This is a genomic window from Sulfitobacter sp. HNIBRBA3233, assembly GCF_040149665.1.
GTDB classification, from domain to species: Bacteria; Pseudomonadota; Alphaproteobacteria; order Rhodobacterales; family Rhodobacteraceae; genus Sulfitobacter; species Sulfitobacter marinivivus.
In genome coordinates, this window is record NZ_JBEFLP010000008.1 from 12,797 (window position 1) to 24,589 (window position 11,793).

Genomic DNA, 11,793 nt, shown 5'->3' on the forward strand with positions numbered 1-11,793 from the left:
AACCCAAGGCTTGACACTCCCCCCCTTTCGGACGCTAATCAGTCCAACATCCCCAAGAGCGTTCCGAAACGCCGGGTGCCGGACCTCTTCCGGCTTCAGAGGCAGAGATGTCCCCTTCGCGGACCAACCGGAGCAGTCCCATGCTGTCACCAAAACCCGTCGGCCGTGGTGCGGCCGCGCGCAAGTACGACTTTATCACGGCGATTGGCGCGCATGCCCTGTCGAAGGGCAAACACGAACAGCGCCTCGCGCTTCGGTTTCTGACACTGGTCACCGCGCGCTATAACTGGGCACGCGATGACCTGAGCGTCGGCCAGCACGAAATCGCGAATCTGTGGAGCGTGGATACCCGCACCGTCAAGCGCGAGATGGCCAAGCTGCGCGCGCTGGGATGGCTCGTGGTGCGCCGCCAGGGCGCGCGCGGGCGGGTGACCCAATACGGCATCGACATCCAGCGCATTCTCGACGACACCAAACCGATCTGGCCCAGCGTCGGGCCGGATTTCGATCTCCGGATGAGTGGCGCGCCCGAAACCTCGGATGTCGTCCCGCTGCCGGTGCGGGGCAAGGTTACCCCACCCGATATCTCCGACGCGACCGAATGGTCGCTTGCGCAGGGGCTGCTTCACGCCGAGGATCCCGGCCTTTACGGCAGCTGGCTGCGCGCGCTTACCCGTGTCGAGCGGGCAGGGGGCCGGCTGACCCTGCGTGCGCCCAGCCGCTTTCACGGGGCCTATGTCCAGACCCATCTCGCGGCACGGGTTCTGGTGGCCTGCCGCGCGGTCGACAGCGACATTTCCGAAATCAGGATCACCCTTTAAAAGGCGTTGCCGCGTTCCCCGGTCGTGATGCCGGTTCTGGGCGCTGAATCCGCCGACGTCTCCCGATAGGTAGGGCCAACCCGTGAATTCGCTCCGATGACAGCTCTCTGGGAGGGTACGGCCGCGTTATCGGTGAAGTTGGCGCACTCATTCATGGTCGTCGGTGGAAATATCGAACACGCGACCCGCGTCCTGACGACCGCCATTGCCCTAGAAACCCGAAAGGGCGACTTCGCGCTGGCGCTTGGTCTCGGGATGATGCTCATCGGCCGTGCCATCACGGTCAACCTCGCCCTCACCTGGTCTCGCCCGCCGCCTGTGGCGTGCGTGCATCAGGCGATTGTCTTCCAGCCACCGCACCCTAAGACGGGGCGCGGCGGCTTTTGGCGGGACCTCGCGCCGTCAGTCCTTGAAGACTGCCATGCCCAGCCAATCCGCGATCAGGGCCGGTGTTTCCTCGCCCTCGATCTCGATCGTCAGGCGGTTCTCGCGCAGCATCTGCGTATCGCTTTTTGCCGATACCGCCTTGAGCGTGAACCGGCCCCGCAGCCGCGATCCGGCCACCACGGGCTTCAGGAACCGTAGCTTGTTCATGCCGTAGTTGATGCCCATCACCTGTCCGGGCAGCATGCTGAAGCAATCGTAGGCAAAGCGGCTGGCGAGCGACAGCGTCAGAAACCCGTGGGCGATGGCCCCGCCAAAGGGCGTTTCAGCCGCCGCGCGGGTGGGATCGACGTGAATCCACTGCTCGTCGTGGGTGGTCTTGGCGAAATCGTCGATCATCTTCTGATCGACAAGGATCCAGTTCGACACACCCACTTCGGTGTCGAGCAGCTTCTCGGTCGCAGCAAGCGCTTCTTTCATCGATGACATTGCGGGTCTCCTCAGCTTGGGTCAGCGGACACGCGCACCATGCGCTTGCCCTTGTTGTCGCCGTTCAGCAGGCCAATGAGCGCATGCGGCGCATTCTCCAGCCCCTCGACGATATCCTCGGTAACGGTGATGTGGCCAGCGTCGGTCAACGCCTGCAAGGCGCGCACGGCCTTGGCATCCTCGGCCACGAAATCGGTGACGATGAACCCCTCCATGCGCAGACGTTTCACCACGACGGCACCCGGCAGGTTGCGCGGGCCTGTGGGAGCGGTGCTTTGATACTGGCTGATCGCGCCGCAGCAGACGACGCGCCCGCGTTCGTTCATCAGGTTCAGCGCGGTTTCCAGGATCTCGCCTCCGACATTGTCGAAATAGATATCGACCCCTTCGGGGCAGGCGGCGCGGATCGCCTTGAACAGACCGTCGGCACGGTAGTCGATGCATTCGTGGAACCCCAGGGTCTGCTTGACCCACGCGCATTTCTCGGGGCCGCCCGCGATCCCCACCACGCGGCACCCCAGTGCCTTGGCGATCTGGCCAACGAATCCGCCGACCGATCCGGCAGCGGCCGAGACCAGAACCGTCTGGCCCGGTTCGGGCTGGCCGATGGACATCAGCCCGTGATAGGCGGTCTTGCCCGCGATGCCGTAGAGGCTGATCAGATGCGACAGCGGCGATACCTTCGGCATCTTCTGGACCTTGTGCGCGGGTGCGGTGATATAGTCCGACCACGTCGCCTCGGACGCGACAATGTCGCCTGTTTCCAGACGGTCTGACTTGCTTTCGACGACTTCGCAGATCGCATAGGTTGGCATCGCGTCGCCCTGTCTGACCGCCGCGCGGTAGGTCGCACCCTGCAACCAAGACCGGTTGGCCGCGTCGATCGACATCAGGATCACCCGCAGCAGCACCTCGCCCGCGCCGGGGGTGGGCATCTCGGCTTCGCTCAGCGTGAAGTGTTCCGGCTTGAGCGCGCCCTTGGGCAGTTCGGCGACAGTGATTTGTCGGTTTGTCATCTGTGTGTCCTTGGCTTTAGGGTTCGGTTGAAATCAGGGAGTTCGAATATGAGCGAAGAGGCACGGCAACACAGGTTCACCCTGCCCGAAGGGGCGGCGGATCTGCTTTTGATCCGTCACGGAGAGACGCAGGCGGCGCGGCGCGGCGAAAGTTTCCCGATGGTCGACGGGCAGGGTGATCCGCCGCTGCGCCCCGAAGGTGAAGCGCAGGCCAGAGCCGTCGCGGCGCGGCTGCGCGACTGGCAGATCGGCGCGATCTGGGTGACGACCATGCAGCGCACACACCAGACGGCGGCGCCGCTGGCGCAGGCCCTCTCGCTTACGCCGCAGGTCGAACGGGATCTGCGCGAAGTCTATCTGGGCGATTGGGACGGGGGCGAATACCGGTTCCGCGCGGCGGCCAACGATCCGGCCTTCCTGCGCGCCCGGGAGCGGCATGAATGGGGCGAACTCCCCGGTGCGGAAACCACGGCGGATCTGCACGCGCGTGTCGAACGCGGATTGCGCCGGATTGCCGCGGCGCATCCCGACAGCACGGTGGCCGTCGTGGTGCACGGCGGCGTGGTGGGGGCCGCCATGGCGATCGCCACCGGCGCGCAGCCCTTCGCGTTCAACGGGGCGGCAAACGGATCGATCAGCCGTATCGTGATCCACGGGCCGCGCATGATCGCGCGCGGGTTCAACGACGTGTCGCACCTTGACGGCGTGATGTAACTGTCCCGCGCGGACCCCTGTCGCGGGGCCCGCGCGGACGCAAACGCGCAAAGCGGCTGTCATGGCCCTGTCAGGCCACGTCCAGAACGACTTTGCCCAGCACCTTGCGGTCTTCCATCATCTCCAGCGCTTTTGCGGCATCCTCCAGCGGGAAGCGCGCCGAGATGCGCGGCTTGATCTTGCCGTCCGAATACATCCTGAACAGGTCCGCCATGTTTTCGGCGTGCATGTCGGGCTCGCGCAGGGTGTGTGCCCCCCAGAAGACACCGACGATCTGGCAGCCCTTCAGAAGCGTCAGGTTCAGCGGGATTTTCGGGATGCCGGCCGGGAAGCCCACCACCAGAAAACGGCCCTTCCACGCAAGCGCGCGCACGGCGGGTTCGGCGTAGGCACCGCCAACGGCGTCGTAAACGACATCGACACCTTCACCGCCCGAAAGCTCCTTGATCTTGTTGGAGAACTCTTTCTGCTTGTCGCGGTCGTCCATGTCGCGGGTGTAGATCAGCGTCTCGTCCGCGCCGAGGTCACGACAGAACTGCGCCTTTTCCTCCGAGGACACGGCGGCGATGACTTTCGCGCCCGCGGCCTTGCCCAGTTCGATGGCCGCGGCCCCCACACCACCGGCCGCGCCGAGGATGAGCAGCGATTCGCCAGGCTGGATTTCGGCGCGGTTTTTCAGCGCGTGATGGGAGGTGCCGTAGGTCAGCACCAGACATGACGCTTCGTCATATGGCATGTCGTCGGGGATCTTCATGACCCGCGCGGCTTCGGCGCAGATATGCGTGGCAAAGCCGCCAAAGCCGGTCATCGCAAGCACGCGGTCACCGACTTTCAGACCTTCCACACCCTCGCCGAGGGCCTCGATTTCGCCCGCGACTTCGCCACCGGGGGCAAAGGGGCGGGGCGGCTTCATCTGGTACATATCCTTGATGATCAAGGTGTCAGGGAAATTCAGGCCCGCCGCGTGGACCTTGATCCGCACATGTTTCTTCTTGGGTTCGGGCGTGTCCATTTCCGTCAGTTTCAGGGTTTCGGGTCCGCCCGGTTCGTGGCTCAGCATCGCTTTCATAGGTCTGTCTCCTCCGCATTCATTGGGCCACATAAGGGCCAGTGCAACTGATGCTTGTCAATCGAATATCGAAATGCAATTCTGCTGTGCGGAATGGGTGCCCGCAAAGAGGCGCCAGTGATCCGAACCGGGAGGACGACCAATGAGCGCTGTGCAATCCACAGAAGAATTCCGCGCCGAGCTGCGCGGCTGGCTGGAGGCGAACTGCCCCGAAGAAATGCGCGATGGCGGTCTGGGAGAGGATGCCACCTGCTGGGGCGGACGCAACTGGAAATTCACCTCCGAGGCCCAGAAGCAATGGCTGGAGCGGTGTGCCGCCAAGGGATACACCGTGCCCACATGGCCGGTGGAATACGGCGGTGCCGGTCTGACGCGCGATCAGGAAAAGATCTTCGTCGAGGAAATGGACCGCATCGATGCGCGCAAGCCGCTTGAAAGCTTCGGTATCTGGATGCTGGGCCCCGCCTTGCTGCACTTCGGCAGCCACGAACAGAAGCTGGAATATCTGCCGCCCATCGCGCGCGGTGAGGTGCGCTGGTGTCAGGGCTATTCCGAACCGAACGCCGGATCGGATCTGGCCAATGTGCAGACGCGCGGCGAGGACAAGGGCGATCACTGGCTGGTCAACGGGCAGAAGATCTGGACCTCCTACGCCGACAAGGCCGACCAGATTTTCGCGCTGGTGCGCACCGACCGCGAGGCCCCCAAGCACAAGGGCATCTCGTTCCTGCTGATCGACATGGAGGACGCGGGCGTCGAGACGCGCCCGATCAAGATGATCAGCGGCATCTCGCCTTTCTGCGAGACGTTCTTTACCGACGTGAAGGTGCCCAAACACCGCATCGTAGGTGAGGAGAACCGGGGCTGGGACGTGGCGAAATACCTGCTGACCCACGAACGCGAGATGATTTCGGGCGGCGGCGCTGGCCTGTCGGGCGGTGGCCGCGCTCTGGGTGCCGTGCTGGCCGAGACGATGGAGAACGGCATGGGTGCGACCCTGCGTGCCGATGCGATGCGCTGCGAGATCGACGCGCTGGCCATCGGTCTGACGCTGGAGCGCTACAAGGACCAGGCCGAGGCGGGGCAGGGCGCGGGCGATGCGTCGGCGATGCTGAAATACATGGGCACCGAATTGAACAAGCGCCGCCACGAGCTGATGATGACGGCTGGCGGGTCCGACGCGCTGGAATGGGACGGCCCGCTGGGCAACCGCGCGGGCAATTGGCTGCGCACGAAAGCAAACTCTATCGAAGGAGGCACCAGCGAGGTCATGCTGAGCATCATTTCACGCCGTGTGCTGGGGCTGCCGGCATGAGCAAACTGGTCCTGACAGAAGAAGAGACGATGCTGGCCGACATGGCGCGCGGGTATCTCGATGGTGCGGCGCCGGTGTCGGCCTTCCGCAAGATGCGCGACGCGGGCCAGACCCACGACACGAAGATGTGGAAAGACATGGCCGACATGGGCTGGGCCGGTGTGCTGGTGCCTGAGGACGCGGGCGGATCGGACATGGGGTTCGCGGCGGCCAACGTGATCGCGCAGGAAATGGGCAAGACGCTTGCGGTGTCGCCGTTCCTGTCGACCGCCGTGATCGCGGCGACGGCGCTGCGGCAGGTCAGCGACGACCGTGCCAAGGCGGCGCTGGCAAAGATCGCCAGCGGTGACGTGACCTACGCTCTGGCCACGGACGAGGGCATCAAGCACGATCCGGACGCTACGCAGATGGAAGCACGCGCCGACGGCAACGGCTTCCGCCTGACCGGCACCAAGACATTCGTCGTGGACGGCGCCATGGCCGACAGGCTGCTGGTGCTGGCGCGCACCGCCGAGGGGCTGACCCTTTTCGACATTCCGGCGGACCGCGCGGGCGTGACCCGTGTGCAGTCGAACATGATCGATGCCCGCGATGCCGCGCGGATCGCCTTCGAGGATGTGGAAGCCACCGGCGAGGATGTTCTGGGGCAGGTCGACCACGCGATGGATGTCTTGCGTCCCGCGCTGCGCGCCGGTCAGGCGGCGCTTGCCGCCGAGATGACAGGCCTTGCCGCCGGTGCCTTCGGCATGACCGTGGACTATCTGAAAGAGCGCAAGCAGTTCGGCACCGAGATCGGCCGTTTCCAGGCATTGCAGCACCGCGCCGCGCATCTGTGGAGCGAGGCGGAAGTGACCGCCTCGGCGATCCTGCACGCGGGCCGCAAGCTCGATGAAGATCCCGACAACGCGGGTCTGGCGGTGTCGCTGGCCAAGGCGCGCGCGACCGCGACAGCCACGCTTGCGGTACAGGAAGGCGTGCAGATGCACGGCGGCATCGGCATGACCGACGATTACGACATGGGCTTTTTCATGAAACGCGCGCGGGTCGCGGCGGAGTGGCTGGGCGATTACAGCTATCACGCGGAGAAAATCGCCGAACTGAGAGGATTCTGAAGATGGATGTGCAAACGCTGTTCGGGCTCGAAGGCAAGACGGCCCTCGTGACCGGGGGGGCCACCGGCATCGGCCGCATGGCCGCCGAGGCACTGGTGCGCGCGGGCGCGACCGTTCTGCTGGCCAGCCGCAAGGGCGACGCCTGCGAAGCCGTCGCGAAAGAGCTGAACGATCTGGGCGCTTCGGGCAAGGCCATCGGCTTTGCCGGGGATGTCGGCAGCGAGGAAGGCGTCGACGCGCTGGTCGCGGCGGTCAAGCAACGGACCGACACGCTGCACATCCTGATGAACAACGCGGGCGTGACATGGGGCGCGCCGATGGGCGAATTCCCGTTCAAGGCGTGGGACAAGGTGATGAACGTCAACGTCGCCGGTGCCTTCGATTTGACGCAGAAGCTGCTGCCGATGCTGAAAGCCTCCGCGACGGCGGACGATCCGGCGCGGGTGGTCAACGTAGGCTCTGTCATGGGCGAACGCGAAATGGGCGACGGTGCATACAGCTATTCCGCCTCCAAGGCCGCGATCATGCATCTGGGCCGCATCCTCGCCAAGGAACTGGCGGGCGAGAACATCACTGTCAATTCGCTGGCTCCCGGACCTTTCGTGTCCCGGATGACCGCTTTTGCCACCCACGACGAGGACATGCGCGGCAAGGTGGGCAAGGATGTCCCGCTGGGCCGCGTGGGCCGCGACGAGGATATCGCGGGCTGCATGCTGTTCCTGTGCGGACGCGGCGGAGCCTATGTGACCGGTGCGACGATCCCGGTGTCGGGGGGCATCAACGTGATGTCGGGCCCGAATATCTTTGAACAGGCGCTGCACTGATGGGCGAGATACGTTTCGATAACCGTGTGGCCATCGTCACCGGCGCGGGTGTCGGTCTGGGCCGGTGCCACGCGCTGGGTCTGGCGCAGCGCGGCGCCCGCGTGGTCGTCAACGATCTGGGCGTGTCGCGCGATGGCACAGGCCGTTCGTCTGACGCCGCCAATGCTGTCGTCGCCGAGATCGAGGCCATGGGCGGCGAGGCGTTCGCCCACGGCGCGGATGTCTCCGACGAGGAGGCGGTCGAAGATATGGTCGCGCAGGCGGTCGATCGCTGGGGACGCGTGGACATCGCTGTCAACAACGCCGGCATCCTGATGGACAAGACCTTTGCCAAGATGGAGATGAGCGCCTTTCGCAAGGTCGTGGACGTGCACCTGATCGGGTCGGCCAATGTGGCCCATGCCTGCTGGCCGCACATGCGCGCGCAGAAATACGGACGCGTGGTGCTGACCTCTTCGGGGTCCGGCCTGTACGGGAACTTCGGCCAGTCCAACTATGGCGCGGCGAAGGCGGCGATGCTGGGGCTGATGAACGTGCTGCATATGGAGGGCGCGCGCGACAACATCCGCGTCAACACGCTGGCGCCCACGGCGGCCACCCGCATGACGGCGGACCTGCTGCCCGAAGCGGCGCAGGAGCTGCTCGCCCCCGAGACGATCACCCCCGGCCTGCTCTATCTCGTGAGCGAGGACGGACCCAGCCAGGTGATCCTTGGCGCGGGCGCGGGAAGTTTCGCGCAAACCCGTGTGTACGAAACCCAAGGCATCACGCTGACGGGGGACGACAATACACCCGAAGCCGTCGCGGCCCGCTGGGCCGAGATCACCGACGCACAAGGACAGGAACAGATCCCCGACGCGTTCGGCCAGACCAAGAAATACGCCCTCAGTGCAGCCAAGGCCCGTGGCCTGAAGCTGGACTGGTAATATCATTCAAAAGGAGAGACACCATGCGTGACGCAGTCATCGTATCCACAGCCCGCACCCCGATCGGCAAAGCCTATCGGGGCGCTTTCAACAACACGACGCCGCAGGCGATGAGCGGCCACGCCATCGCGCACGCCGTCGAACGCGCGGGCGTCGATCCGGCACAGATCCAGGACGTTGTCTGGGGCTCGGCGCTTCAGCAGGGCCATTCGGCCGGCAACATCGCGCGTCAGGCCGCCATCCGGGCCGGGCTGCCCGTGACCGTGGCAGGCATGTCGCTGGATCGGCAATGCGCCTCTGGCATGATGGCGATCGCCACAGCGGCAAAGCAGGTCGTGATGGACGGTATGGACGTCGTGATCGGTGGCGGCAGCGAAAGCATCTCGATGGTGCAGACGCCCGAAATGCGCGTGAAGGCCGATCCGTGGCTGAAGGAAAACAAGCCCGAGATCTACATGTCGATGCTGGAGACGGCGGAGACCGTGGCGGCGCGTTACAACGTCAGCCGCGAAGCGCAGGATGAATATGCCGCGCAGTCCCAGCAGCGCACCCACGAGGCGCAGGAAGCGGGCAAGTTCGACGACGAGATCGCGCCGATGACCACCATGATGATGGTGCAGAACAAGGAAACCAAGGAAATTACCGAGCATGAGGTGACTTTGGAAAAGGACGAGGGCAACCGGCCCGGCACCACGAAGGAAAGCCTCGCCGGTCTGCAGCCGGTGTTCAAGGACGGCATCCACATCCAGGAAGGCAAGTTCATCACCGCCGGCAATGCGTCGCAGCTGTCAGACGGTGCCTCGGCATCGGTCATCATGGAGGCCAAGAAGGCCGAGCAGCTGGGCCTCGAACCCCTGGGCCGCTACGTGGGCGTCATGGCCGCAGGCCTGGAACCCGACGAGATGGGCATCGGCCCGATCTACGCCGTGCCACCGCTGCTGAAGGCCCATGGCCTGACCATGGACGACATCGGCCTGTGGGAGCTGAACGAGGCCTTTGCCGTGCAGGTTCTGCATTCGCGTGATGTGCTGGGCATCCCCAACGACATTCTGAACGTCAACGGCGGGGCGATCTCGATCGGGCACCCCTACGGCATGTCAGGTGCGCGTATGGTTGGCCACGCGCTGATCGAAGGCAAACGCCGCGGTGCGAAATACGTGGTCTGCACCATGTGCGTCGGCGGCGGCATGGGTGCCGCGGGCCTCTTCGAGGTTCTTTGACCCCGCGCGCTCCTCGCTGCCCTTCGGGCGCTCCTCGCAGGGGCAGCTTCGATGCGTTTCGCAAATAAACGGGGCGGGTTTACCCGCCCCCTGACCGTCAACATGACAAAGAGAGCCGCCATGCCCCGCGACGATTCCCACCTGCCCAAAGCCCTGCAAGGGCTGCGCATTCCGCTCATCGCCTCGCCCCTGTTCATCATTTCGGTGCCGAAACTGGTGATCGCCCAGTGCAAGGCCGGGATCGTGGGATCCTTTCCCGCCCTGAACGCCCGCGAGGGCGAGGGCGAGCATCCGCTGCTCGACACATGGCTGACGGAGATCCGTGAGGAACTGGACCGCCACAACCAGGCCAATCCCGACCGGCCCGCGGCCCCCTACGCGGTCAACCAGATCGTGCACCGCTCGAACGGGCGGCTGGAGCGGGATCTGGAGATCTGCACCAAGCACGAGGTGCCGATCTGGATCACCTCGCTCGGCGCGCGGGTCGAGGTGAACGAGGCGGCGCACAGCTGCGGCGGGATCGTCCTGCACGATATCATCAACAACACCTTCGCGAAGAAGGCGATCGAAAAGGGCGCCGACGGCCTCGTTGCGGTGGCCGCCGGTGCGGGCGGTCACGCAGGCCAGCAGTCGCCCTTCGCCCTGATGCGCGAGATCCGCGAATGGTTCGACGGCCCGGTGGCGCTGTCGGGTGCCATCGCGACAGGCGAAAGCCTTCTCGCCGCGCGCGCCGCGGGCGCTGATCTGGGCTATACCGGATCGCCCTTCATCGCCACGGACGAGGCCAATGCCGAACAGGGCTACAAGGACATGATCGTCGACAGCGGCGCCGAAGACATCGTCTATTCCTCGCTCTTCACCGGGGTGTGGGGCAATTACCTGAAGGGATCGGTCAGACAGGCGGGCATGGATCCCGACAACCTGCCCGAAGCGGACGCATCCTCGATGAACTTCGGTCAGGACCGCGAGAAACCGAAGGCCTGGAAAACCATCTGGGGATCCGGGCAGGGCATCGGCGCGATCAAATCCGTCGGACCCGCGCACAAGATCGTGGACCGCATGGCCGAGGAATACGCGGCGGCGGGCAAGAAGCTGGCGGCAGAGTTCACATGATCCACCCCCGCCCGCGATCCGCCCCACCGGCCTGCTTCTCCATTTTGCCAATAAACTCATGCGCGACCGCACCCCACGCGGCAGGGCCCGAGATTGCCGGCCCCCGAACAGGCAAGGCCGAAAGGGCAAGCGATGGCTGAGCTTCTGGTCATCCGCCACGGGCAGGCCGCTTTCGGGCAGGCCAATTACGACGTTCTGTCTGACCTCGGTCACCGCCAGTCGGCGGCGGCGGGCGCGTGGCTGCGCGAGATGGGCTGGGTGCCGGACCGTCTGGTCACAGGCACGCTCGAGCGGCAGCGCGACACGTTGAAGGCGATGGGCTTCGACGGGACCGCCGAAGAACACCCCGGCCTGAACGAATACGATTTTGCCGACCTTCTGCGCGCAAGGTTCAAGGGCGATGTGCCTGATCTGGTGAAGGGTGACCGCAAGACCCATTTCCGCACCCTGCGCGAAACCGTTTTCGAATGGCAAAAGGATGCGTTCGACGACGCGGCCGAAACATGGGGCGAGTTCACCGCCCGCGTCGAGGCGGCCCGCAGCTTTGCGACCGATACCGATGCGCGCCGTGTGCTGGTCGTCAGTTCGGGCGGCGTCATCGGGCAGCTTGTCGCGGCATCGCTGGGCGCCCCCGCGCAGCAGATGATGCAGCTGAACCTGCAGATCAAGAACAGCGCGATGACGCGCTTCCAGTTTTCGGGTAGCCTGTTTTCGTTGAGCGAATTCAACGCCACCCCCCATTTCGCGTCGCCCGAACGGGCGGACCTGATGAGCTACAGTTGAGGTAAGA

General features: G+C 65.0%; 12 protein-coding genes and 1 pseudogene. 10 read left to right on the forward strand and 3 right to left on the reverse strand.

What is annotated here, in order from left to right; all coding sequences use genetic code 11:
- The first annotated feature begins 140 nt into the window (after positions 1-140).
- Positions 141-821 (forward strand): hypothetical protein, encoded by a 681-nt coding sequence (locus tag ABMC89_RS18325; protein WP_349570560.1) that lies wholly within the window; start codon positions 141-143, stop codon positions 819-821.
- A gap of 101 nt (positions 822-922) precedes the next feature.
- Positions 923-1,124: pseudogene (locus ABMC89_RS18330) on the forward strand (ABC transporter permease); the annotation flags it as partial.
- Positions 1,125-1,223: 99 nt separating this feature from the next.
- On the opposite strand, the gene ABMC89_RS18335 reads toward ABMC89_RS18330, so the two are convergent.
- Complete coding sequence (locus ABMC89_RS18335) at positions 1,224-1,694, reverse strand: MaoC family dehydratase (RefSeq protein ID WP_349570562.1); 471 nt, start codon at positions 1,692-1,694, stop codon at positions 1,224-1,226.
- An 11-nt stretch (positions 1,695-1,705) separates the two neighbouring features.
- Positions 1,706-2,710 (reverse strand): NADP-dependent oxidoreductase, encoded by a 1,005-nt coding sequence (locus ABMC89_RS18340; RefSeq protein ID WP_349570564.1) that lies wholly within the window; start codon positions 2,708-2,710, stop codon positions 1,706-1,708.
- 48 nt (positions 2,711-2,758) lie between these two features.
- Between ABMC89_RS18340 and ABMC89_RS18345 the strand changes: the two genes are divergently transcribed.
- Positions 2,759-3,424, forward strand: coding sequence for a histidine phosphatase family protein (locus tag ABMC89_RS18345; RefSeq protein WP_349570566.1), 666 nt, complete (start codon positions 2,759-2,761; stop codon positions 3,422-3,424).
- A gap of 70 nt (positions 3,425-3,494) precedes the next feature.
- Here the strand turns inward: ABMC89_RS18345 and ABMC89_RS18350 are convergent, their stop codons facing one another.
- Positions 3,495-4,493 carry an NADPH:quinone oxidoreductase family protein gene (locus ABMC89_RS18350; protein ID WP_349570568.1) on the reverse strand — a complete coding sequence of 333 codons (999 nt, stop codon included), beginning with the start codon at positions 4,491-4,493 and terminating at the stop codon, positions 3,495-3,497.
- 142 nt (positions 4,494-4,635) lie between these two features.
- On the opposite strand from ABMC89_RS18350, the gene ABMC89_RS18355 reads away from it, so the two are divergent.
- The 7 genes from ABMC89_RS18355 (at position 4,636) to ABMC89_RS18385 (ending at position 11,786) form a co-directional block, all read left to right on the forward strand.
- The gene (locus tag ABMC89_RS18355; RefSeq protein ID WP_349570570.1) at positions 4,636-5,808 is read left to right on the forward strand and encodes an acyl-CoA dehydrogenase family protein; all 1,173 of its coding nucleotides are present in this window, start codon (positions 4,636-4,638) and stop codon (positions 5,806-5,808) included.
- On the forward strand, positions 5,805-6,920 hold the full coding sequence (locus ABMC89_RS18360; RefSeq protein ID WP_349570572.1) for an acyl-CoA dehydrogenase family protein: 1,116 nt from the start codon (positions 5,805-5,807) through the stop codon (positions 6,918-6,920). Before ABMC89_RS18355 ends, ABMC89_RS18360 begins: the two co-directional genes overlap by 4 nt.
- 2 nt (positions 6,921-6,922) lie before the next feature.
- A complete protein-coding gene (locus tag ABMC89_RS18365) occupies positions 6,923-7,744 on the forward strand; it encodes an SDR family oxidoreductase (RefSeq protein ID WP_349570574.1) in 822 nt (273 codons plus the stop codon).
- The gene (locus ABMC89_RS18370; protein ID WP_349570576.1) at positions 7,744-8,670 is read left to right on the forward strand and encodes an SDR family NAD(P)-dependent oxidoreductase; all 927 of its coding nucleotides are present in this window, start codon (positions 7,744-7,746) and stop codon (positions 8,668-8,670) included. Before ABMC89_RS18365 ends, ABMC89_RS18370 begins: the two co-directional genes overlap by 1 nt.
- A gap of 23 nt (positions 8,671-8,693) precedes the next feature.
- Positions 8,694-9,890 carry an acetyl-CoA C-acyltransferase gene (locus ABMC89_RS18375; RefSeq protein ID WP_349570578.1) on the forward strand — a complete coding sequence of 399 codons (1,197 nt, stop codon included), beginning with the start codon at positions 8,694-8,696 and terminating at the stop codon, positions 9,888-9,890.
- Between the two features lie 120 nt (positions 9,891-10,010).
- Positions 10,011-11,003 carry an NAD(P)H-dependent flavin oxidoreductase gene (locus ABMC89_RS18380; RefSeq protein ID WP_349570580.1) on the forward strand — a complete coding sequence of 331 codons (993 nt, stop codon included), beginning with the start codon at positions 10,011-10,013 and terminating at the stop codon, positions 11,001-11,003.
- Between the two features lie 132 nt (positions 11,004-11,135).
- Complete coding sequence (locus ABMC89_RS18385) at positions 11,136-11,786, forward strand: histidine phosphatase family protein (protein ID WP_349570582.1); 651 nt, start codon at positions 11,136-11,138, stop codon at positions 11,784-11,786.
- Positions 11,787-11,793 lie beyond the last annotated feature (7 nt).